Source organism: Chryseobacterium daecheongense (assembly GCA_027920525.1).
In the GTDB taxonomy this organism is placed as follows: Bacteria; Bacteroidota; Bacteroidia; order Flavobacteriales; family Weeksellaceae; genus Chryseobacterium; species Chryseobacterium proteolyticum.
This window is the reverse complement of the sequence record CP115858.1, coordinates 1103744-1127259: the sequence shown is the minus strand read 5'-3', so window position 1 is coordinate 1127259 and position 23516 is coordinate 1103744. Positions and strand designations below refer to the sequence as shown.

The following is a 23516-nucleotide window of genomic DNA, read 5'->3' as shown; positions in this document are numbered from 1 at the left end:
GAAATCTTTAAATGGTCTATGGTTTTGTTTATGGTTTTACATTATCTTTGATTTTAGAAGATGTTATTATTAATCAAGAAAAATGCAAATTGACTATGAAAATTGAGAAGATACAGGCCTTACGTGGTCCAAATATTTGGAGCATCAGAAGGAAGAAGCTGATACAGATGCGGTTGGACCTCGAAGAGATGGAGAATTTTCCTACCAATAAGATTGAAGGGTTCAGAGAGCGTATAGAAAAATTGATACCTTCCTTGATTACCCATCGCTGTTCGGAGGGCGTAAGAGGAGGCTTTTTTCATAGGGTAGAAACGGGAACCTGGATGGGACATGTTATTGAACACATCGCTCTCGAAATCCAAACCCTGGCAGGAATGGACACCGGATTTGGAAGAACCCGTGAAACAAAAACTCCCGGAGTTTACAATGTAGTATTTGATTATATTGAAGAAAATGCAGGAATTTATGCTGCTGAAGAAGCCGTAAAAATTGCTGAAGCCCTGATCGAAGGAAAAGAATACGATATCAGTGAATGCGTTCATAAATTAAAGGAAATCAGGGAACGTGTTCGTTTAGGTCCTTCTACAGGGAGTATCGTAGAAGAAGCCGTTTCCAGAAAAATTCCATGGATCAGATTAGGAACCAATTCTCTGGTACAATTGGGATACGGAGTTAACCAGCAAAGATTCCAGGCAACGATTACCGGTAAAACAAGCTCAATTGCGGTAGATATTGCATGTAACAAGGAGCTTACCAAAAAGATGCTTCATGATGCGGCAATTCCGGTTCCCATAGGTGACCTTGTAACGGATGAAGAAGGCTTGGAAAAGGTTATTAAAAAAATCGGATATCCGATTGTTCTTAAGCCATTGGATGGGAATCATGGAAAAGGGTCGTCTATCAATGTAAATGATTGGGAAAGTGCTAAAATTGGTCTGCAACATGCCCAGAACTATTCTAAAAAAACGATCGTTGAAAAATATATTACAGGATATGATTTCAGGGTTCTGGTCATTAATAATAAAATGGTTGCAGCAGCCAGACGGGTACCTGCCCACGTGGTAGGTGACGGAGAACATGATATAGGAAAACTGATTGAAAAGGAAAACAAAGATCCGAGGAGAGGTTATGGTCACGAAAATGTTTTAACGGAAATACAAATTGATAAGGATACGATGGAGCTTCTTGAAAAGCTTCAGTATACACTGGAGACGGTTCCTCAGAAAGGAGAAGTCGTTTTCTTGAAATCTACTGCCAATCTTTCTACGGGAGGTACCTCAATTGACGTAACGGATATGGTACATCCTGAAAATATTACCATGGCCGAAAGGATTTCTAAAATCATCGGTCTTGATGTTTGTGGTATCGATATCATGGCTGAAAATCTGACTCAGCCACTCAAAGAAAGTGGTGGGGCCATTATTGAAGTAAATGCAGCTCCTGGATTCAGAATGCATCTTGCTCCAAGTGAAGGTCTTCCGAGGAATGTGGCTGCTCCTGTTGTAGATATGCTGTATCCACAGGGTAAACCTTTTACAATTCCTATTATAGCTGTAACGGGGACTAATGGTAAAACAACCACGACGAGACTGATCTCCCATATTGTTAAAAATAACGGATACAGAGTTGGATTTACAACTTCAGATGGAATCTATATTCAGAATACCATGCTTACAAAAGGAGATACCACAGGTCCGCTTTCCGCTGAATTTGTTTTAAAAGATCCGACTGTAGAATTTGCGGTATTAGAAACTGCCAGAGGAGGAATTCTGCGTTCAGGGTTAGGTTTTTCACAGTGTGATATTGGCGTTTTAACCAATATTAAAGAAGATCACTTGGGGATGAATGATATTCATAATCTAAAAGATCTTACCAGAGTAAAGAGAGTAGTATTGGATAGTGTAAAGAAAAGCGGCTGGAGTGTAATGAATGCCGATGATGAATATTCAATGCGAATTGTAAATGATCTGGACAGCAATGTAGCAATTTTCAGCTTGGACGAGAATAATTCGTATATTAAGAAGTTCGCGAAAGAAGGAAAAATTACATGTGTGTATGAAGAAGGCTTTGTAACCATTAAAAAAGGAGACTGGAAGATCCGCATTGGAAGGGCTAAAGATTTTCCTATTACAATGGAAGGTAAGGCAAAATTCATGATCGCAAATGTTCTGGCAGCAAGTTTAGCCTGCTACCTGTACGGTTTTGGTATTGAGGATATTTCAAATTCACTTAGAACATTTATTCCAAGTGCACAGCTTACACCGGGAAGATTGAATATATTTAAGTTTAAAAATTTTAAGGTTTTAATAGACTTTGCCCATAATCCAAATGGCTACGAGGCGATTGAAGATTATCTTAAAAATGTAGAGTCAACCAAAAAAATTGGAATTATTTCAGGGGTAGGAGACCGGAGAGATGAAGACATACGGTTATGCGGCAAGATTGCGGGGAGAATGTTTGATTACATTATCATAAGAAATGAAAAACATCTTCGGGGAAGGAAAGAAGAGGAAATTAACGGTCTGATTATAGACGGAATTAATGAAGCCGGAAGAGATGTAAGTTATGAGATTATTCCAAAAGAAATTGAGGCATTGAAACATGCTATCGGAATGGCTGAAGAAGGAACATTTATTACTGCCCTGAGCGATGTGATTTCAAATGCGATTGATCTTGTCCAGGAGTATCAGGCTAAAGAATTGCTGGAAGACGATAAAATCTGATTAAGAATATAATGAAAAAACCTCCATTTGGAGGTTTTTCTTTTATAAGCTTGTCCATCTCTTCTCAATCTCCCTCATTTTCATCAGATAAAAATAGAGAGGGATTAATTCTAGTCTAATGGTGAAGCTGATGTTTGAATTAACGAAAGGAATAACTACCATCATGACAATGCAAACTATAATACCTATAATAGCATCAATAATTGCTGTTTTTGGACCCCATTTTTCTTCAAACCAAAGTCCATAAGCTACAATGGCCTTAAAAATTAAAAGAATACAAACGATGAGACCAGGAATAGTATAAGGATGATTGGCTTTGATTCCGTAAATTGATAATGATACATTTGTCAGGAAAAATCCTGCAATTAGTATCAGGAATGCTACAGACCCTCCAATTAAGAAAAACTAGGTAGAGATCTTGATCCATACCGGTAATAGGTCGCGCCTTTTAGTGGTATTATCAAACTCTTCAAAAGCGGAATTTTGTTCCATAAACAGATATTATTTTAATTATTTTTACATTTCTCCAAAGAATACATTCGAACTACCGATCCAGATGGCATCTTTTTTATTAAAATCTACATTCACCATGGCAGCTTTGGTCATTCTGCCCAGATTCTCAAGTAAGATAGGACGTTCATCATTTTCCCGCCAAATATACAATAAACGGATCTCTGCTTTTGAAAATTCACCATTGATATCTTCAAAAACAGGTTCGTATTGTACTTTCCGTTGTAATATATAATTTTCCTTATCTGTAATAGAATCTGTTATTTCAAAGGTAGGATTGAGTTCTACACCACTACCTGCAAATGAAAATAAAGGTTTTAAAACATAATTTTCAAGATTCTCATGCTCGGGAAACTCATGGAGGAAGTAGCTTTTAGGAACAAACTGATGTCGTAATAAAGGTAAAAGGTATTTTGAAATTTTAAAAAACCAATTGGGATGGGTGATCCATTTAACATCTGCCTCTTCTCGAAAATCGAATTCAAGAGTAAGACCCGGAATTCTGTCCAATTCATCAAAAATAACACGATTATAAATCCTTTTTATCTGAATTTGTCTGCCATTATCCTCATAGTATAGTTTTCTTCCTTCTTTTTTTACTTTAGTAAGGCAAACTGTTTTTATTCCGAGTAGTTTTTCAGTCAGCGCAAAATCTATTGCTGTCTTTTGTTTGTCGGGAAAAATCTCGAGAAGAATTACATTTTCCGGATTTTCATCTCCGATAATTAACTCTTTCAAATAATGAGTGAACTGGTCAGCAGACATAGGATTCTTAATTGCTGAAAGAAAGGGATAAACTTCACAAAAAGTATTTTCAAAAGTTTTCTGAAAAGCATATAACGAAGGAAAGGCCTGTAGCTCTATCAATTGTGGTTCAATCTCTCCATTTTCATTTTTACAAACGCCAAAGTCAATGGTGAAGAAGTGAGGCTGATCTGTATCATTGGGAACTTTACAATTCTCCGGGATAGCTTTCTGAAGAATTTCTTTAGGTAAAGCCTTTATCTGATCGATAATGCTTTCACTGGCGTCAATGAGTTTGGTTTCAAATTCTTTAGTAAGAAAAAACGGACTTTCTGAAATTCTGAATGCAGGTTCAATACCACTTTTTTGCGTAAGAATATCTTTAACTTGATTGTATTTTTCCTGCGAAAAATCTTTATTAAATTGCTTTCTGTATTTTGGGATCATATTTTTTCTTTGTGATTTTAAAAAATCGAGCAAAATTGCTCGATTTATGGGGTTGCGTTTATTTACTTTTTATTTCAAGCAATTACACCTGTTCTTTTCAGGATATTTTTTTTCGCAAACTGTAAAAATGCCGGAAGGATCTGTGCTCTTGTCAAAACAATTTTGTCTTCATCATCAATGCGGTCAAGTGTTTCAAGATATTTCTCTCTTCCGAAATTTTCTATCATCGCAGCTCTGTTCTTTTCATCTTTTAGATTTTCAAGCATACTCGCCGGATCTGCTTCGGGATGAAACTGTGTTCCAAAGATCTCTTCTGAGAAACGAACTGCCATAACAGCCCGTTCAAGGTCTATGTGAGGTCGGAATTTTTCTATTGCAACGATCTTCATTCCTAATTCCTCAAAACGATCATGGTCCGGCTCTATAAACTGGAATGCCCGCGAATCCACACCATAAAAAGGATTTGAAAGATTTTTAAATAAGAATTCACTTTCTCCTTCCTCTGTCTTGTGGATAGGCATTACTCCAAAAGAGTAAGATTTTCTTGGACATACATTTCCCAGATTCCAGTGAATACTTCCTATCTGAAACGAATGGCATATGAGAAACAAATATTTCTTATCCTCCTTTTCTTTATTATGGTTATATACGGCATCTAAAAAATCAGCGTACTTTATTTCCCAGTCCAAACCTTCTTTATGAGGATTTCCCGGCCCCCCGGATGAAATGAAAATATCAAAATCTCTGATATCCGGAATTTCATCTTTGTATCGTACATCAAATACCTCAATGCTTACATTTCCTTCAGAATTTTGCCTGAAGGTTTCAGAAATTTCTTTAATATTTCTAAATCCTTGGTTAACATGATTGTTGTTCATGTCCAACAGAGCAATTCTAATATCTTTCATACATCATATTTTTGCAAAGTTACCAAAAATATCATGAAATGATTTCGCCGTGGGTAATGCCGTATTCTGTTTCGGAGATCATATAATCTACCACCTTAGTAAGGTCTCCCGTTTCCCTAAAGATCTGAAGCTGCCTGTCTGCACCGGTTCCGTTTTCCAGTATTTTCCATGCGTATTCTACTTCTTTCCTGCATCCTAACTCATCAACTACATCATCTATAAATTCCAGCAGTTCTTTCAGGAGATCCGGATATGGCACCGATTCCTCTTTACCAAAGTCGATAAGATGTGCTTCTATACCACTTTTTGAAGCGCGCCATTTATTTTCGTTTAATAAAAGCCTTCTATAACTTCTGAAACTTAAATTTTGCTTGTGAAGTTTATAAATTTTGGCTACTAAGCTCTGCATAATGGCAGCCAGACAAACCGTTTCATCAATCCTTAACGGCATATCACAGATTCTGAATTCAATAGTAGGGTAGAATGGATGTACCCGAAGATCCCACCATATTTTTTTGGCGTTATCAATCGTTCCTGTTTTCACCAGAAGGTCTACATAGCTGTCAAATTCAGCCAATGAGTTGAAATAGCTTGGTATCCCTGTTCTTGGGAATTTGACAAAGATCTCTTGTCTGTATGATTTAAAACCTGTATTTCTTCCGATCCAAAATGGAGAATTGGTTGATAGAGCGTAAACATGGGGAAGAAAATATCGCATTACGTTTTGAATTCTTACTCCCTCTTCACGATTGGGAATACCAATGTGAACATGAAGACCGAAAATAAGATTTTCCCGGGCTACATCTCCCATATCATCTACAATTTTTACATAACGTTCACCCTGGGTAATGGAATTGTCCGACCAATGGGAGAAAGGATGGGTTCCTCCTCCAGATACCCTGAGCCCCTGTTCATGCGCAATATTGATGAGATGCCTTCTTAAATTCGTGAGCTCAGTTCTTGCATCCTGAATATTCTGGCAGATCCCTGTTTCCATTTCAATCATGGATTCATGCATTTCGTGTTTTAAATTTTCACTTAAAACAGCTTTACCACCTTCAATAATTTTAGAAACATGAGAAATAAGATCCCTGCTTTCAACATCAATTATCTGATACTCTTCTTCAATTCCTATAGTAAACTGGTGCATCCTTTTAGTGTTTTTTTATTTTCTCTTTCACTGATCTATCGTATGGAGTCTTTTACAAAATTTCCCCAGGAAATATTAGGCTTTCCTGGAACATATTCTTTGGCTTTTTCAATCGCAAACAGAGCAGCGTGTTCCACAATCCATGCAAAATTTTCTTCTCCTACAGAATTTCTGTCGGCATCAGGCGCAGGGTTACAAAAATCAATAGCATAAGGAATTCCATCCCGTACTGCAAATTCCACGGTGTTGAAATCATATCCTAAGGCCTCATTCATTGTTATGGTATAATCGTGAATGGTCTTCAATAGTTTTTCCAGTTCTTCACCATCAGTCTGATGATTGGTTGCATATCTTAAATGAGGCTCATTTCGAGGTTCATAAGGCATGATATGAACGTATTTCCTGCCCAGGCAATATACCCTGTAGTAATCATTAAAAATAATCTCTTCCTGAACCATCATCACGAGTTGTTCTGTTTCACCCAGTTTATTCCATAAATCTTCCGGATTTTCAATTCTATACACATTTCTCCAGCCTCCTCCGTCGTGAGGTTTCATATAAGCAGGAAAACCTACATAATCCAATATATATTCCCAGTCATGAGGGAATTTTAAGTTTCTGAATGATGTTTCCGTAGTATTGGTTGGCCTTTCGTGAGAAGGTAATAATACCGTTTTGGGAAGAGGAATTCCCAGTTTTGTCATCAGTGCATTATTGAAAAATTTTTCATCAGCACTCCACCAGAACGGATTATTGATAATATAGGTCCCATTCAGTGCAGCATTTTTGAGGTATGCCCTGTAGAAGGGAACATCATGGGAAATCCTGTCTATAATAACAGCATAACCATAATCAGCCCCTTGTTCAAGTTTATCAATATGGACAGGTTCTGCTATAATCTCGCCATTTCCGAGCTCATTTACTTTATCGATAAATGCCCAGGGAAATGTATCCTCCATACCAAATAGAATTCCCACTTTTTTTTTCATAATTGTTATTTTTATTGTTTTATACTAATAAATGATTGTCAGAACCTGATTTTTCAGGAAAAAAATGCGCTGATGAACGTCGGAAATACCATTCTCCACAACGGCCAGTCGTGATTGATCCATTTTCTTTCATCATACCAGTAATCTATTCCTTTTGATTGAAGGATTGCTGCCATTTCAAGGTTTTTATCCTTACAAATGTCCTGATCAGAAGTACTTAAGACAATATGCATATGTTTATATTTCCAGGCCTCATCATTTTTGACGAACTCTCTGGGGCAATTATAATATACAAGATCATCAGAATATCCGTCCATGAAATTCCGGATCGTAAATGCCCCGGAAAGACAGAATAAATGTGAGATGACATCAGGAAACCGGAATGCAAAATTTGCAGCATGGTATCCTCCGAAACTGGCACCGGCTATAGCAACCCGGTGTGTTTTATGTAATTTCTGAATATAAGGGACAAATTCCTGAATAAGAAACTGAACATACCTTTCATAATTTTTTATTCTTTGCTGCGGCGATATAGCATCATCATAAAAACTCCAGCTGTCAATAGTCTGAAGGTTATACAGCTTTACTTTGCCCTGCTCTACAAACCAGTTGATGCTTCCGTTGAGGTGGAAATCATGATTCTGGGTATATAATCCCTGCGAAGTAGGGAACATGATGATAGGATGGCCGTAATGTCCTGTTACTTCTACCTTAATGCTTATTCCCAATATATTTGAATAATAATCAGTATGTTCTATATGTGGCATGCTTGGAATAATTATAATTTGAATACAGACCGAACTAACTTGTGGGTTTACCTTTCGGAGGTAAAATATTCAGTAATCCGGTATTGATCTTCTCTGCTGCGAAGTCGAGTCTTTCCTGTATAGTGTCGGCGTTTCCGGATTTATATACTATCCCGACATGATAATCTATGGGAAGGTACTTAACGATTTCTTCACATTCGAACGGACCGTAATCAGGCTTTTGATCCTTAATTAAGGCAATGATCAACCCGGAATGGTACTCCACGGGTTTGGCTACTTCATATTTTTTTGATCTCAGGAGTGCGTCTTCAATCTTTGCCCATTCGCGCCAGATATTGATATCGCTGGAAGCTTCAACAAGATCAGGAATATGTGCACCCCCTACACGTGAAGATGTTTCCAGAAAATACCATGTTCCGTCTTCTTTACTCCTTATAAATTCAGTATGGGTGGCTCCATTCAGTAATCCAAAATTTGAGAGGAGTTTTGCATTAATTTCTTCAAGAGCTTTGAATTCATCAGATTGCCTGCTTAAAGTTTTGGTTCTGAAAACACCTCCTTCATGGGAAACCTGCATCGGCGGGGCCAGATATTGAGATGCTGATGTAAACACCACTTCCTTATCAAAAGTAAGGCTGTCTACATGGAAAACATCTCCGGGTTTAAAGCTTTCCAGTAAAAAAAGATGCCGTTCTTCTCCCAGCTCATTTAAGGCTTCCCAAAGCTGTTCCTTAGAAGTGATTTTCTTTATCCCCGATGCAGAAGCTTCGGAACGGGGCTTTAACACCCACGGAGCAGGAACGTTTTCAATAAAAGTATTAACCTCATCATTGTTAAAGACTGCTGTAAATTCCGGCACGTTGATACCCGAATCTTTGGCTTTTTGTCTCATTGCCAGTTTATCCCTGAAATAGCGGTGGGTAGTTTGTCCCATTCCGGGGATACGGAAAGTCTCCCTGATCAGTGCCGCTTTTTCAACGTCATAATCATCGAGAGCAACGACAGCATCAATTTTTCGGGTCTGCATAAGATGGGAGAATCCCTGAATAAGATGTTCAAGGTTCCATACGGACGGCTTTAATTCGGGCATATAAAAAACCTCATCGATCGCATGCCACGGCCAGTTCTTTTCTCTGATATTTTCGGATGTAATCAGGATTATTTTATTACCGAGCATCTTCATTTCGTCCATGAAATCATAGCCCTTGTAATAGCACGAAATACATACTATAGTTTTCTCCTCCATACAGTGTTTTTAAAAATTTAATGAATTATCAAAAATAAAAGCAATTTTTTATTAACTAATTAATATTAAAAATTAGCCATTGCTGAGATTTTGAAAATCCTAAATCAATTATACAGAGAAATTTTGTAATAAACTAATTTTTAATGATAATTTTCGATTAAATCCGTCAGCAATTGCACTCCAAAACCTGTTGCGGCTTTTTCTTTGGCATAACCAACACTCCCGAAAGCGACTCCCGCAATATCCAGGTGAGCCCACTTCGGATGATTTTCTATAAATTGTTCCAGAAATTTGGCCGCTACAATACAATCACCAATCGGCTTCAAGGAAATGTTTTTAAGATCTGCTACATCAGATTGTATGTCTTCTTTCCATACATCCCACAAGGGAAGATTCCACAGCCTTTGATTGGTTCTGTCACCTGTTTGCAATAACAGATTTTTCACTTCTTCATTGTTTGAGAACAAAGCACCACAGGTATCTCCAAACATTCTTACTGAACTTCCTGTAAGGGTTGCCAGATCAATAAGAAGATCTGTTTTGTAGTTTTTAGCCAGATAAGAAAGAGCATCGGCTAATATCATTCTGCCTTCTGCATCAGTATTCAGAACTTCTATAGTTTTTCCGTTGTAAGCTGTGATGACATCACTTGGCAGAAAAGCTTTTTCAGAAATAGCATTATCGGTAATAGGTAAAATTACAACAAGGTTTACAGGAAGCTGCATCTCTGAAGCATAAATTAAAGATCCTATAACAGCAGTTGCTCCGCCCATATCGGATTTCATATAATGCATGTTCTGATGATCTTTTAATGAAATTCCTCCGGTATCAAAAACCACACACTTTCCAATTAATCCAATGGTCTTTGCTTTTTTTACGGTTGTCCGATATTCTAATATGGTGAATGCAGCATCATAAGCGCTTCCCTGATTAACTGAGAGATACGCTCCAAGACCTAATTCCTCACATTTTTTTCTGTTGAATACAGTGTATTTAAGCTGATGTTTTTTTGCCAGATCCTTAAGGTATGAGCCTAAAACGGGTGGGGTCTTAAGGTTTGCAGGTTTATTTAACCATTCCTGGCAGGCTGTCTGACCATTGGACAACGCTAATGCTTTTTGGCTGATATTATCCAGTTTTTTCTGGCTTATATTTTCAAAGTGAATTTCAAATTCAGGGCTCCAGAAAGGATGGCTTTTATCAAATGGGTATTTGTATGTTCCTAATAACAGTCCTTTGATAAATTCTTCAAATTGTTTTTGGCTGATGAAATCGCTCATCAACAGAGTAGGGACAGCTTTTAAATTATTTTTTTGTGTTTGTGAAAATTTTACTGCCACCTGCTGGATCTCAAAACTTTGAACAGACGATTTTCCTAATCCGATAAAATAAGTAATGCTATCTTCACTAGTGCTAATGAAAACTTCATTCTTTTTTCCTGTAAAAAAGGTGGAAATATTTTTGTTAAAGCTTTTATTTTTTTTGATCCATTCTTCTTCTGTAAATAATTGAAAAACCTGAATGTAATTTTTATTTTTTTTATTGATTAGTTTCATAATTTTTACGGTTTGATTGATTGTTGTTGTGGTGCTACTTCTACAGGATTTTCTGTATTGTCATAAAATAGCCATTCGATGGCCCTCGGAAACTCCTGCGACCAATAGAATTCACTGTGTGTACCTTCAGGATTAATACTGGTTTTAAATTCGAAATCAAAAAGATTTTTTTGTTCCCATTTTTTTAAATATTCTTCAAATATGCGGATTCTTTTTACCATTTTAGATCCTTCCTTTCCTCCTCCGTATAAATAGATTTTAGTCTTGAAGGGAATACGGAAGTTCATCATTGGAAAATTATTGTTAGGCTCTACCCAAAGAGAAGGAGAGAAGATCAGTAATTTTGAATATACTTCAGGATATAGAAATCCACTGTAAATACTAATAAGGGCACCTAATGAACTCCCGCCGATACCTGTATTTTCCCTGTCTTTTTTGGTCCGGTAATTTTCATCGACGAAAGGTTTCAGCGTATCTGTGATGAAGCGTATGTATTTCTTGCCTTCGGAACCGTGAGCAACATGATCATTGTCGAATATATATTCCTTTATCCTTTCCTGACTTCCGTGTTCAATCGCGATGATGATTACATCCCCACGTCCGTATTCTGCAAGAATAGAGAGTTTTTTATCTATTTCCCAATTGCCGTATTCACTTCCTTCGTTGAAGAGGTTCTGTGCGTCCTGAAGATAGAGTACAGGATAGCTTTTGTTGGAAATATAATAATCGTAGGGAAGTAATGCCCATACTTTTCGGTATCTGTCGAGTTGTGGAATGTAAAATTCTTCTGAGATGATTTCAATAATGGGAAAAAATTCATCTTTAAAAGGTCCCCAGTTAAGCCTCCATTTCTTTACCATGTCAGAGGCTTCTCCTGTCGATTTGTTTACTTTTCTGTTGGGAGTAATATTTCCATACTGGTCAAGCTCTACATTTTCCCAGCCTCCTTTTGTGAATTTGTATTCTATTGCTGAGGGCAAAAATTCATCGCTAATTTCAATGCTATAGTTGTTAGCATCTATGGAAGTAAGCTTGTATTGATCATCTTTAGGGTTCCAGTTATTAAAATTTCCTGTTATATAAACAGTTCTGTCATCACTTTCATCAGTGTAAAGCTTAAACTTCATCATGCGTTTTATAAAAAGTTAAGGCTAAATTTATAAAAAAACTTTAGATATATAAACGTTGAAAATTTCTGGTAAAAAACAATCAGAAGACTATTAAATTTTATATATTTGATAGGAAGGTGGATGAAAGAACTTTTATAACAATTATTTGAACTATAATTAATTGTTTCTATCTGTATTTTTCGTAGTTTCAAAGCATATAAAATTAAACACTAATGAACTCTGTTAAAACCTATACACTTTTTACGGATCATGATGTTTATCTTTTCAAAGAAGGTAAGCATTACAAGCTTTACGATAAGTTTGGGGCACATTCCGTAGAGAAAGACGGGGTTTCAGGAGTTTATTTTTCTGTCTGGGCACCCAATGCGAAAAAGGTTTCTGTGATTGGGAATTTTAATAACTGGAATCATAAAGAGCATATTTTATATCCCCGGTGGGATGGATCGGGGATCTGGGAAGGCTTTATTGCTGATCTTAAATGGGGAACTTTATATAAATATGCTATAGAAACGGCTTATGGTGATCTTTTGGAAAAAAGTGATCCTTATGCATTAAGTTGGGAGCAAAATTTACAGGCAGCATCTCTGATTTCTACTACGTGGTATGAATGGAAAGACCAGGAATGGATGGACAGCAGATGGAAAAAGAACCGGTTGGAAGCTCCGATTTCTGTATATGAAATGCAATTAGGTTCATGGGTAAGGGAAGAAGACCATCCTGATAAGTTTTTAAATTATCGTGATATAGCCAAAAAGCTGGTGCCTTACATCATAGAAATGGGATTCACACACGTAGAATTTATGCCCGTCATGGAGTTTCCTTATGATCCCAGTTGGGGATATCAGATCACAGGTTTCTATGCCGCAACTTCAAGATTCGGATCCCCTCAGGATTTAATGTTCCTGATTGATGAACTTCATAAGAATGATATAGGCGTAATACTGGACTGGGTTCCTTCTCATTTCCCGGGAGATGCGAATGGACTCCATCGTTTCGATGGGTCTTTTTTATATGAGCATGAAGACCCGAGAAAAGGATTTCATCCGGACTGGAAATCTTACATTTTCAACTACGGAAGAAATGAAGTAAAATCTTTTTTGATCTCCAACGCCATGTTTTGGCTGGAAAGATATCATGCGGATGGATTGCGGGTAGATGCCGTAACTTCCATGCTCCATCTGGATTATTCCAGAAATGAAGGAGAGTGGGAGCCAAATCAGTATGGCGGGAATGTAAATCTTGAAGCAAAAATATTTCTTCAGGAATTTAATACAGCAGTATATAAAGAATTCGGAAATGCAATTATTACGATTGCTGAAGAAAGTTCAGATTTTCCAATGCTTACCAAGCCGGTGCATGATGGTGGTGTGGGGTTTGGAATGAAATGGATGATGGGTTGGATGCATGATACACTGGATTATTTTAAACTTGATCCCATCCTCAGAAAAAACAACCATCACAAAATAACCTTTGCGTCCATGTATATGTATAACGAAAATTATATGATGCCTTTATCTCACGATGAAGTTGTACATGGGAAAGCAAGTCTTATTTATAAAATGCCGGGAGATGAATGGCAAAAGTTTGCCAATCTTCGGGCACTTTATGTATACATGTATACGCATCCGGGAGCAAAACTGCTTTTTATGGGAGATGAATTCGGTCAGACTGCTGAATGGAATTTTAAGCAAAGCCTGGATTGGCATTTGTTACAGTATTCTGTTCATAAAGGATTGCAGACATTAGTCAAAGATCTCAATCATGCGTACAGATCAGAATCTGCTTTATATGAAAACCAGTTTAATCCCAAAGGATTTGAATGGGTGGAAGCCGATGATAAGGATAATTCTGTCTTTGTATATTTAAGAAAGGGGAAACGGAAGGATGATGTTTGCATGATCGTTCTTAATCTTACACCCCGTATCGTTGAGTATACAATAGGAGTGAACGAAGGAACACATTGGGAAGTTATTTTCAATTCTGATGATGAAATATACAGTGGCGGTGGTGTAGAGCCTGTTATTATAAGAGAAGAGAAAGGGAATTGGATGAACAGGCCTCAATCCATAACTTTAAAACTGCCGCCACTCGCCGGATTGATTTTAAAGCAGAAAAAAGATAAAAAGTATAAATTACATAGAATTAAATTACATAAAAAGTAAAATGATTGTTTATCATCTTAGTACGGAATGTTATCCGATAGCAAAAGTAGGCGGTTTAGCAGATGTTGTAGGAGCTTTGCCAAAATATCAGAATAAAATAAAAGGAGTGGACGCAAAGGTTGTAATGCCTTGGTATAATAAATCTTTTATTTACGATCATGAATTTGATATTGTTTTTGATGGTTTTATTCATCAGGGGCCCAATATGCTTCAGGTTCAGGTAATGAAAGAAAAAACTAATATTTTAGGCTTTGAGTTGTACCTGGTAAAAATTCCCGGGCTTTTAGACAGGGATAATCCTTACGGTTACCAGGATGAAAGTTTCCAGTTTTTAGCGTTTCAGCATGGTGTCTTGCATTGGCTGAGTGCCATGGAAATCCGTCCTGATGTTTTGCATTGTCATGATTATCACACGGGCCTGGTTCCTTTTATGATTGAATATTGTCCTGAGTTCAAATTTCTTAAGGGGGTTAAAACGATTGGAACAATTCACAATGGTGAATACCAAGGGATGATGGGCTGGAATATGGCACAATATATGCCTGTGTTTGATAACTACAGGTGGGGACTTTTAGACTGGAACGGATTGATTAATCCTCTGGCGTGTATGATCAAATGTGCACATGCATTCACCACGGTTTCGGAAGGCTATCTGGAAGAGCTTTTTATAAGTTTCCGAGGACTTGAAAGCTTGGTTCGCGAAGAATTCGGAAAAGCATACGGAATCATCAATGGTATTGATACTGAAGTATGGAATCCTGAGACTGATCCTATGCTGGATTATAACTTTAGTATCGAAGATGCCGTAGAACAGAAGAAAAAAAGTAAAGCCAAACTTTGCAAAGAGTATGGTCTGAAGCCGGAACTTCCTTTGTTTGCATTTATTGGAAGGTTTGCAACCGAAAAAGGAGCCGATCTGCTGCCCGATGTTGTATGGAGGAGTATAAGACAGAGCTATGGTGCTTTAAATGTTATCATTCTGGGCTCCGGTAACAGATATATAGAAGATAAGTTAAAAGAATACGAACATTTGTACAGTAATTTTGCTCTTGATCTGGGGTATAAAGAATATCTGTCCCATAAAATATATGCTTCAGCAGACTTTTTGCTGATGCCTTCAAGGGTGGAGCCATGCGGATTGAATCAGATGTATTCCATGAGATACGGGACGGTTCCCATTGTAAGATACACCGGTGGATTGAAAGATACTGTGCAGGATATATCTACAGGAGGGGCGGGATTAAATTTTTCCTATCCCGGAGTTGATGATGTAATTCACGCGATGAACAGAGGGATGCATATATATTATCAAAAAGGTGTGATGGAGGACCTTATCACTGCCAATATGCAATTTGATTTCGCCTGGGAGAAGTCTGCGGAGAAGTATATTGCGTTATACAATAAATAAAACGAAGTATAACCTGTTTTGTTTTCTGTAGTGACATAATGAGGAAAAGAAGTATTGTAGAAATACATAAAGTGAATAAAAAGTAATCTAAACTAAATTAAACGCAAGATATTTATGAATCGCAACGTTATTTCCATTGTTTTGGGAGGAGGTAGAGGAACGAGACTTTTTCCGTTAACTTATTCAAGGTCAAAACCAGCCGTTCCAATTGCCGGAAAATACAGACTGGTAGATATTCCTATTTCCAATTGTTTAAACTCGGGACTGAATAAGATCTTGGTTTTAACCCAGTTTAATTCTGCTTCTTTAAATTCTCATATTAAAAATTCATATCATTTTGATATCTTCAGTAAAGGATTTGTAGATATTTTAGCTGCCGAACAGAATGTTGAAAATGAGAGCTGGTATCAGGGTACTGCAGATGCGGTTCGTCAGTCGATGAAACACCTTGAAAAATATGATTATGATTATATTCTTATCCTTTCAGGGGATCAGCTTTATCAGATGGACTTCAGGGAAATGCTGGATTATCATATTAAAAAAGGAGGGGATGTAACTATTGCGACTATTCCTGTAAATGCCAAGGATGCAACAGGATTTGGTATTTTGAAATCCGATGATGAAGGAAATATTACTTCATTTGTTGAAAAACCGGGAATGGATATTTTAGGAGATTGGAAGTCTGAAGTTTCTGATCATAACAAACATGAAGGGAAAGAATTCCTTGCATCTATGGGGATTTATATTTTCACAAAGAGTATTCTTAAAAAGATGTTTGATGAAGGTGCGGGGGATGATTTCGGGAAAGATATTATTCCTAATTCAATAGGAAAATATGCTACATTAAGTTATCAGTATGAAGGATACTGGACTGATATTGGAACAATTGAGTCTTTTTACGAGGCTAATATTGATCTTTGTCAGGATTTTCCACAGTTTAATTTATTTTCTTCGTCACCGATTTATACGAGAGCCAGAATGCTACCTCCATCCAAAATTAATGGATCTTACGTTAGTAAAGCTGTTTTTGGAGATGGATGTATTATTATGGCGGACAAAATTGAAAATTCAGTGATCGGAAACAGGACCCGTATCGATAAAGGAAGTACGATCGTAAATTCTTATGTAATGGGATCGGATTTCTATCAGAATACTACTGAAATTGTCATGAATGACCGGAATGGTCGTCCTAACATGGGCATAGGGAAATACTGTTACATCGAAAAAGCAATTCTGGATAAAAATTGCTATATCGGAGATAATGTAAGAATTATCGGAGGGAAGCACTTACAGGATGGCGACTTTGGAACCCACTCTGTGCAGGATGGTATTGTTGTGGTGAAAAAAGGAGCTGTATTGCCTCCGGGAACTCATATTGGATAATTTTCATAAACTTAAAACTAGAGTGATCAATATATTGGTCACTTTTTTTATTTGTTTTACTTTTGTACGATGCGTTTTTTTAAAATAATAAGTGTAATTGTTGTTTTACTGGTAGGGGCTTATGCTGCTTCCATGTATTATTTTGTGGATGAAAGTAAAGATTTTAAAATTGAAAAAGAGATAGATTATCCTTTGGATAAAGTCTTTCACCAATTCAATAATTTGCAGAATTTTACCCGTTGGAATAATTTCTTTACAAATTCCCAAACTATTGATATTAATTATTATACTCCCTACGAGGGAATGGGAAGCGCTATAAGTTACGTTGATCCAAAAAATGATAGAGACGGAGAGATGTTTATCCGGTATGAAAACCCTAATCAAACCCTTAAATATCAGCTTTTCGAAGATAAAAATGAGAACCCAACGCTTGTCGATGTTAAATTCAAAGCATTATCTGCAGAAAAAACAAAGATTACATGGTATGTTCATACCCCTAAACTTTCTGTGCTAAGGAGAGTGGAGAATTTCTGGACGGAGGACCGTTTTACAGAAAATATCGATAAAAGTATGGCCAACCTTAAGAACGTTCTCGGAAATAAGGTGGAAAAAGATAACCAGATGGCTGCAATAAAATACGATAGCTTAATGGTAGAAAATGAAGAGGAAAAGTTATTGCTGGGAATTAATGTAAGCACCTCCAACAAGAAAGATGCTTTGTACAAAAACATCGTTATGAACTACAATAAAGTTTACAATTATGTAAGCATGGATCTTGGAAAAAAAGAGGATGAATTCGGGTTTCCCATCCTGATCACTGACGCCGATAATTATAAAGATAAGGAGGTTTCCTATTTCCTGGGGATACCATTGTCAAAAAAGATAGGAGTTACAGATAATAACTTTAGTTTCAGATCTGTAAACCCTACGCAGAATTATGTGATGTATTACAAAGGACCTTATGCCGGAAGAGTAAAAGCAATTCAGCAATTGATTCAAAAAGCAAAGAAAGATGAGATGCGTTTTGGTGATATTCGTCAGGTTTTTATGGAGCGCCCGATGGATGATCAGGACGTGAACATGAAGCTTTCCCTATCTGTCTTTAAGTAAATTATTGGAAATTATATATTTTATGTTTTTTTAGTAATCTGAGGCTGTCCCAAGTCGGTTTTTTTTATTAAATTTGAGGATTAATTATACAAACAAATTTTAATAATAGATAAACTGTAATAATGGACAGATTTTCATTCCTAAACGCAGCTCATTCTCAGTTAATTGAGGATTTATACCAACAGTACTTAAAATTCCCGGATTCTTTAGAGCCATCATGGAAAGCCTTCTTTCAAGGCTTTGATTTTGCTTTGGAGAACTACGGTGATGAAGATAACATCCAATACATTCAAGCTCCAGCTACTACTGCTCCTGCAGTACAGCAAATATCTCAGGCGGTATCAAACGGAGAAGTTCCTGAGCACATCAAGAAAGAATTTAAAGTAGTAAACCTTATTGAGGCTTACAGAACAAGAGGGCATTTGTTTACAAAAACAAATCCGGTAAGAGAAAGAAGACACTATACACCTACTCTGGATATCGAGAACTTCGGGCTGAGCAAGGAGGATTTAAATACGAAATTTAACTGTGCTGTTGAAACAGGGATGAAAGAGCCTGCAACATTGCAGGATATCATTAAGCACCTGGAAAACATTTATTGTGACTCTATCGGTGTTGAATATACTTATATCAACAATGTTGAAGAGAAGGATTTTATCAAAAAATGGTTGCAGGTAAATGAAAACCATCCAAGTCTTTCAGCCAATGAAAAAACTGAGATCTTATTGAAGTTGAATCAGGCTGTAGCTTTTGAAAATTATCTTCACACGAAATTTGTTGGTCAGAAAAGATTCTCACTGGAAGGAGGAGAAACATTGATTCCTGCTTTGGATCAGTTGATTTCAAGATCTTCTCAGCTTGGTGTAGATGAGGTGGTGCTTGGTATGGCTCACAGAGGAAGATTAAATGTACTATCCAATATTTTTGGAAAATCTTACAAACAGATCTTCTCTGAATTTGAAGGAAAAGAATTTGAAGAAGATGTATTCTCGGGTGATGTTAAATATCACTTAGGATCTTCTAAAAAGATCAAAACAGCTTCAGGTGAAGAAGTTTCTATCAATCTTACTCCGAACCCATCTCACCTGGAAACAGTAGCAGCTTTGGTAGAAGGGATCTGCCGTGCTAAAGTAGATGATAAATACAAAGGGGATTATTCTAAAATTTTACCGATCGTTATCCATGGGGATGGAGCTATTGCAGGACAAGGAATTGTTTATGAAGTAGCGCAGATGATGACCTTGGAAGGATACAAAACAGGAGGTACGGTGCATATTGTTGTGAATAACCAGGTTTCATTTACAACCAACTATGCAGATGCAAGATCATCCACTTATTGTACGGATATTGCAAAAGTAACTGAGTCTCCGGTAATGCACGTAAATGCTGATGACGCGGAAGCAGTAGTTCATGCAATCCACTTTGCAGCTGATTTCAGAGCGAAGTTCGGAAAAGATGTATACATCGATTTACTGGGATATAGAAAATATGGTCATAACGAAGGGGATGAACCAAGATTTACTCAACCCAATTTATATAAACTGATTTCCAAGCATCCGAACCCAAGAGAAATTTATAAGGATAAATTAATTCAAGATAGTATTGTTTCTAATGATATCCTGAAGAAAATGGAAACTGATTTCAAAGAACTTTTGGATAAAGATTTCGATGCTTCTAAGGAGATTGAGAAAAATGCAATGGATGTTTTCATGTCTGATGACTGGACAAACTATCCTATTGCAAAAAGAGGAGCAATGCAGTCTCCTGTAGATACAAAATATGATTTAGCTAAGCTTAAGGAACTGGCTATTAAAATGTCTACACTTCCTGCTGATAAGAAATTCATCAATAAGATTACAAGACTTTTCGAAAACCGTGTAAAAGCAATTGAGGGAGATTCTTTAGATTGGGCTTTAGGAGAATGGTTAGCATATGCTACATTACTTGCTGAAGGACACAACATCAGAATTTCAGGGGAAGATGTGGAAAGAGGAACTTTCTCCCACAGACATGCCGTAGTAAAAACAGAAGATACGGAAGAAGAGTATATTCCATTAAGACATATTTCTGAAAGCAGATTTGATGTTTATAACTCTCACCTTTCAGAATACGGAGTTTTAGGTTTTGATTATGGATATGCTATGGCTTCTCCAAACACGCTTACAATCTGGGAAGCTCAGTTTGGGGATTTCGTAAATGGTGCTCAGATTATTGTTGATCAATATCTGGCTGCTGCTGAAGAGAAATGGAAGATTCAGAACGGATTGGTAATGTTATTGCCACATGGTTCCGAAGGACAGGGAGCAGAACACTCTTCTGCAAGATTGGAGAGATTCTTGACACTTTGTGCAAACGAAAATATGGTGGTAGCCAATATCACTTCTCCAGCTAACTATTTCCACTTGTTGAGAAGACAATTGAAATGGACTTACAGAAAACCATTGGTTGTAATGAGCCCTAAATCATTATTAAGACATCCTAAAGTTGTTTCTCCATTAGAAGATTTTGCAAATGGAACTTTCCAGCCTATTTTGGATGATGTTACTGCAGATCCTAAAAAAGTAGAAAAAGTTGTCCTTTGTTCAGGTAAATTCTATTTTGAATTATTGGCGAAGAAAGAGGAACTTAACAATGAAGATATTGCTCTCGTTAGATTTGAACAATTGTACCCATTACAAACAGATGCGATTGAGCAGATTTTAAGCAAATATGAGAATAGAAAAGAATTGATCTGGGCTCAGGAAGAACCTGAAAATATGGGGGCATGGTCTTATATCCTTAGAAACTTCAGAGATACAGGTATTCAGGTAATAGCTCCGGTACCAAGTGGTGCTCCGGCTCCTGGTAGTCACAAGATGTTTGAGAAAAATCAGAATGCAGTAATCAACAGGGTTTTCAACACAAACGATGCGCCTGCAAAAAGACCTGTAACAGCTTAACCAATAAATAATAATTAATAAAAAAATAAAAAATACGATATGTCAGTTTTAGAAATGAAAGTTCCTTCACCGGGCGAATCAATAACAGAAGTTGAAATCGCGACTTGGCTTGTGAAAGATGGTGATTATGTAGAAAAAGATCAACCAATCGCGGAGGTAGACTCAGACAAAGCAACTCTTGAACTTCCAGCTGAGCAAAGTGGTGTAATTACTTTAAAAGCAGAAGAAGGTGAAGTTGTACAAGTAGGTCAGGTAGTTTGCTTAATTGATGTAGATGCTCCTAAACCAGAAGGGGCAGCTGCTCCTGCTGCTGAAGCTCCTAAGAAAGAAGAGGCTCCAAAACCAGCACCTGTTCAGGAAGCTCCAAAACCGGTTGCACAACCTGCGGCTGCTACACAGACATATGCAACGGGAACTCCGTCTCCTGCTGCTAAAAAAATTCTTGATGAGAAAGGAATAGATGCAGGGCAAGTTACCGGATCCGGAAGAGATGGAAGAGTTACTAAAACTGATGCAGAATTAGCTGCTGTTCCTGCTATGGGAAGTGTATCTTCTACTAATGGTTCAAGAGCAACAACGACTACTAAGCTTTCAGTTCTAAGAAGAAAAATCGCTTCAAGACTGGTTTCTGTAAAGAATGAAACGGCAATGTTAACTACTTTCAACGAGGTTGACATGTCTGAGATCTTCAGAATCAGAAAACAATATAAAGAAGAGTTTGCCCAAAAACACGGAGTTGGACTAGGTTTCATGTCTTTCTTTACAAAAGCTGTTACAAGAGCTTTGCAAATGTATCCTGATGTAAATGCATCTATCGATGGAGATTTCAAAATCAACTATGATTTCTGTGATATTTCAATCGCGGTTTCAGGTCCTAAAGGATTAATGGTTCCTGTATTGAGAAATGCTGAAGACATGACTTTCAGAAGTATTGAAGCAAACATCAAAGATTTGGCTACTAAAGTAAGAGATGGTAAAATCAGTGTTGATGAAATGACTGGTGGTACATTCACAATTACAAATGGTGGTACTTTCGGATCTATGATGTCTACTCCGATTATCAATCCTCCACAATCTGCAATCCTGGGAATGCACAACATTATTCAAAGACCTGTAGCAGTAGATGGGCAGGTAGTTATCCGTCCTATGATGTACGTTGCAATGTCTTATGACCACAGAATTATTGATGGAAAAGAATCCGTAGGGTTCCTTGTAGCTGTAAAAGAAGGTATCGATAATCCTGTTGAGATTTTAATGGGCGGTGATGAAAGAAAAGCTCTGGAATTATAAATTTTAAGAAAATTATAATATAAGTTACGATCTCGCCTCAAAAAAGGCGAGATTTTTGTATTTATTTAAACAAATGTTAAGTGATGTTTTCAAAAATAACTTCTAATATCAAAGTTTCAGTCATACCTGAATATGATAGTAAAAACAGTTACCCCTCAGAAAACCGTTATGTTTTTAAGTATAATATAACCATAGAAAACGACGGTGGTTTTCCCATTAAGATTCTGAAAAGAAAATGGTTAATCTTCGATGTAGGTTTCGGATATACTGAGATCATCGGAGATGGGGTAATCGGATTAACTCCGGAGATCTCAACAGGTGAAAATTTCGGTTATTTCTCTAACGTAATGCTTCGGTCAGGAGTAGGGAATATGAGCGGAAAATACCTGGTTAAAAACATGGAAACTCAGGAAAGTTTTGAAATAGACATTCCTAAATTCAACCTGCTTTCAGAAGTATTGAGCAATTAGGATCAGAGTTGTTTGATTTTAGACCGCAGGTAATCATAAATTTCTTCATTTGTACTTAGAAATAACTTTTCAAAGGCTAATAAAGAGATTTTAGCACAAGCTTCGGCATCATCTCCAGCCCTATGGTGATTAAGGCTGATCTGATGATATTCTGACAGATGTTTTAATCCATACCTAGGGAGATAATTCCAGGACTTTTTTGCCAGCTGAATACTGCATAAATAATTCAGTTTTGGTGTGAATATACCATAATGTTTAAGGCACCCTCTTAAGACCCCTGCATCAAAGCCTGCATTATGAGCAATCATAAGCGTTCCATACATCATTTCTTCCACTTCATACCAGATTTCATCAAAAGTAGGAGCATCCTTTACATCTTCTGGTTCTATACCGTGAACCGCAACATTAAATCGGCTAAAATAAGGAAAACTGGGTGGTTTAATAAGCCAGGTTTTGGTTTCAACAATCTTGGAATCCTGAACAATACAGACTCCAAGTTCACAAGCAGAGCTTCTGTCGTTGGTTGCCGTTTCAAAATCTATTGCACAAAAATCCATTTTTATTGATAATATGATAAGTTATGA

17 protein-coding genes are annotated in these 23516 nt (G+C 37.0%); 8 read left to right on the top strand and 9 right to left on the bottom strand.

Going from position 1 to position 23516, the window contains the following annotated elements; all coding sequences use genetic code 11:
- Positions 1 to 95: 95 nt before the first annotated feature.
- Positions 96 to 2723 carry a cyanophycin synthetase gene (gene cphA, locus PFY10_04855; GenBank protein WBV57774.1) on the top strand — a complete coding sequence of 876 codons (2628 nt, stop codon included), beginning with the start codon at positions 96 to 98 and terminating at the stop codon, positions 2721 to 2723.
- Between the two features lie 516 nt (positions 2724 to 3239).
- On the opposite strand, the gene PFY10_04850 is transcribed toward cphA, so the two are convergent.
- The 8 genes from PFY10_04850 to PFY10_04815 form a co-directional block, all read right to left on the bottom strand.
- On the bottom strand, positions 3240 to 4424 hold the full coding sequence (locus PFY10_04850) for a hypothetical protein (GenBank protein WBV57773.1): 1185 nt from the start codon (positions 4422 to 4424) through the stop codon (positions 3240 to 3242).
- A gap of 74 nt (positions 4425 to 4498) precedes the next feature.
- Complete coding sequence (locus PFY10_04845) at positions 4499 to 5332, bottom strand: GMP synthase (GenBank protein WBV57772.1); 834 nt, start codon at positions 5330 to 5332, stop codon at positions 4499 to 4501.
- Between the two features lie 31 nt (positions 5333 to 5363).
- The gene (locus PFY10_04840) at positions 5364 to 6482 is read right to left on the bottom strand and encodes a carboxylate-amine ligase (GenBank protein ID WBV57771.1); all 1119 of its coding nucleotides are present in this window, start codon (positions 6480 to 6482) and stop codon (positions 5364 to 5366) included.
- Between the two features lie 35 nt (positions 6483 to 6517).
- Complete coding sequence (locus tag PFY10_04835) at positions 6518 to 7471, bottom strand: hypothetical protein (GenBank protein ID WBV57770.1); 954 nt, start codon at positions 7469 to 7471, stop codon at positions 6518 to 6520.
- Positions 7472 to 7524: 53 nt separating this feature from the next.
- Positions 7525 to 8238, bottom strand: coding sequence for an alpha/beta hydrolase-fold protein (locus tag PFY10_04830; protein WBV57769.1), 714 nt, complete (start codon positions 8236 to 8238; stop codon positions 7525 to 7527).
- Between the two features lie 34 nt (positions 8239 to 8272).
- Positions 8273 to 9484, bottom strand: coding sequence for an ATP-grasp domain-containing protein (locus PFY10_04825; GenBank protein ID WBV57768.1), 1212 nt, complete (start codon positions 9482 to 9484; stop codon positions 8273 to 8275).
- 140 nt (positions 9485 to 9624) lie between these two features.
- The gene (locus tag PFY10_04820; protein ID WBV57767.1) at positions 9625 to 11040 is read right to left on the bottom strand and encodes a leucyl aminopeptidase family protein; all 1416 of its coding nucleotides are present in this window, start codon (positions 11038 to 11040) and stop codon (positions 9625 to 9627) included.
- A gap of 5 nt (positions 11041 to 11045) precedes the next feature.
- Positions 11046 to 12167, bottom strand: a complete 1122-nt coding sequence (locus tag PFY10_04815; protein WBV58919.1) for an alpha/beta hydrolase-fold protein — start codon at positions 12165 to 12167, stop codon at positions 11046 to 11048.
- 215 nt (positions 12168 to 12382) lie between these two features.
- Between PFY10_04815 and glgB the strand changes: the two genes are divergently transcribed.
- The 7 genes from glgB (at position 12383) to apaG (ending at position 22932) form a co-directional block, all read left to right on the top strand.
- A complete protein-coding gene (gene glgB, locus PFY10_04810) occupies positions 12383 to 14332 on the top strand; it encodes a 1,4-alpha-glucan branching protein GlgB (GenBank protein ID WBV57766.1) in 1950 nt (649 codons plus the stop codon).
- Position 14333: 1 nt separating this feature from the next.
- Positions 14334 to 15740: a glycogen/starch synthase gene (locus tag PFY10_04805; GenBank protein WBV57765.1), complete on the top strand. Its 1407-nt coding sequence runs from the start codon at positions 14334 to 14336 to the stop codon at positions 15738 to 15740.
- Positions 15741 to 15854: 114 nt separating this feature from the next.
- Positions 15855 to 17123 (top strand): glucose-1-phosphate adenylyltransferase, encoded by a 1269-nt coding sequence (locus PFY10_04800; protein WBV57764.1) that lies wholly within the window; start codon positions 15855 to 15857, stop codon positions 17121 to 17123.
- Between the two features lie 69 nt (positions 17124 to 17192).
- Complete coding sequence (locus PFY10_04795) at positions 17193 to 18233, top strand: polyketide cyclase (GenBank protein ID WBV57763.1); 1041 nt, start codon at positions 17193 to 17195, stop codon at positions 18231 to 18233.
- 122 nt (positions 18234 to 18355) lie between these two features.
- Positions 18356 to 21172, top strand: coding sequence for a 2-oxoglutarate dehydrogenase E1 component (locus PFY10_04790; GenBank protein WBV57762.1), 2817 nt, complete (start codon positions 18356 to 18358; stop codon positions 21170 to 21172).
- A gap of 39 nt (positions 21173 to 21211) precedes the next feature.
- A complete protein-coding gene (odhB, locus tag PFY10_04785; protein ID WBV57761.1) occupies positions 21212 to 22462 on the top strand; it encodes a 2-oxoglutarate dehydrogenase complex dihydrolipoyllysine-residue succinyltransferase in 1251 nt (416 codons plus the stop codon).
- Between the two features lie 83 nt (positions 22463 to 22545).
- Positions 22546 to 22932 carry a Co2+/Mg2+ efflux protein ApaG gene (apaG, locus tag PFY10_04780; GenBank protein WBV57760.1) on the top strand — a complete coding sequence of 129 codons (387 nt, stop codon included), beginning with the start codon at positions 22546 to 22548 and terminating at the stop codon, positions 22930 to 22932.
- Between the two features lie 2 nt (positions 22933 to 22934).
- On the opposite strand, the gene PFY10_04775 is transcribed toward apaG, so the two are convergent.
- Positions 22935 to 23489, bottom strand: coding sequence for a 3'-5' exonuclease (locus PFY10_04775; GenBank protein ID WBV57759.1), 555 nt, complete (start codon positions 23487 to 23489; stop codon positions 22935 to 22937).
- Positions 23490 to 23516: the final 27 nt, after the last annotated feature.

What these genes read in the sequence shown, in the direction of transcription:
- PFY10_04830 (WBV57769.1), bottom strand. Translation starts at nt 8,238, where the DNA reads ATGCCACATATAGAACATACTGATTATTATTCAAATATATTGGGAATA.
- PFY10_04805 (WBV57765.1), top strand. Translation starts at nt 14,334, where the DNA reads ATGATTGTTTATCATCTTAGTACGGAATGTTATCCGATAGCAAAAGTA.
- odhB (WBV57761.1), top strand. Translation starts at nt 21,212, where the DNA reads ATGTCAGTTTTAGAAATGAAAGTTCCTTCACCGGGCGAATCAATAACA.
- PFY10_04835 (WBV57770.1), bottom strand. Translation starts at nt 7,471, where the DNA reads ATGAAAAAAAAAGTGGGAATTCTATTTGGTATGGAGGATACATTTCCC.
- PFY10_04800 (WBV57764.1), top strand. Translation starts at nt 15,855, where the DNA reads ATGAATCGCAACGTTATTTCCATTGTTTTGGGAGGAGGTAGAGGAACG.
- PFY10_04820 (WBV57767.1), bottom strand. Translation starts at nt 11,040, where the DNA reads ATGAAACTAATCAATAAAAAAAATAAAAATTACATTCAGGTTTTTCAA.
- PFY10_04850 (WBV57773.1), bottom strand. Translation starts at nt 4,424, where the DNA reads ATGATCCCAAAATACAGAAAGCAATTTAATAAAGATTTTTCGCAGGAA.
- apaG (WBV57760.1), top strand. Translation starts at nt 22,546, where the DNA reads ATGTTTTCAAAAATAACTTCTAATATCAAAGTTTCAGTCATACCTGAA.
- PFY10_04815 (WBV58919.1), bottom strand. Translation starts at nt 12,167, where the DNA reads ATGAAGTTTAAGCTTTACACTGATGAAAGTGATGACAGAACTGTTTAT.
- cphA (WBV57774.1), top strand. Translation starts at nt 96, where the DNA reads ATGAAAATTGAGAAGATACAGGCCTTACGTGGTCCAAATATTTGGAGC.
- glgB (WBV57766.1), top strand. Translation starts at nt 12,383, where the DNA reads ATGAACTCTGTTAAAACCTATACACTTTTTACGGATCATGATGTTTAT.
- PFY10_04775 (WBV57759.1), bottom strand. Translation starts at nt 23,489, where the DNA reads ATGGATTTTTGTGCAATAGATTTTGAAACGGCAACCAACGACAGAAGC.
- PFY10_04825 (WBV57768.1), bottom strand. Translation starts at nt 9,484, where the DNA reads ATGGAGGAGAAAACTATAGTATGTATTTCGTGCTATTACAAGGGCTAT.
- PFY10_04795 (WBV57763.1), top strand. Translation starts at nt 17,193, where the DNA reads ATGCGTTTTTTTAAAATAATAAGTGTAATTGTTGTTTTACTGGTAGGG.
- PFY10_04840 (WBV57771.1), bottom strand. Translation starts at nt 6,482, where the DNA reads ATGCACCAGTTTACTATAGGAATTGAAGAAGAGTATCAGATAATTGAT.
- PFY10_04790 (WBV57762.1), top strand. Translation starts at nt 18,356, where the DNA reads ATGGACAGATTTTCATTCCTAAACGCAGCTCATTCTCAGTTAATTGAG.
- PFY10_04845 (WBV57772.1), bottom strand. Translation starts at nt 5,332, where the DNA reads ATGAAAGATATTAGAATTGCTCTGTTGGACATGAACAACAATCATGTT.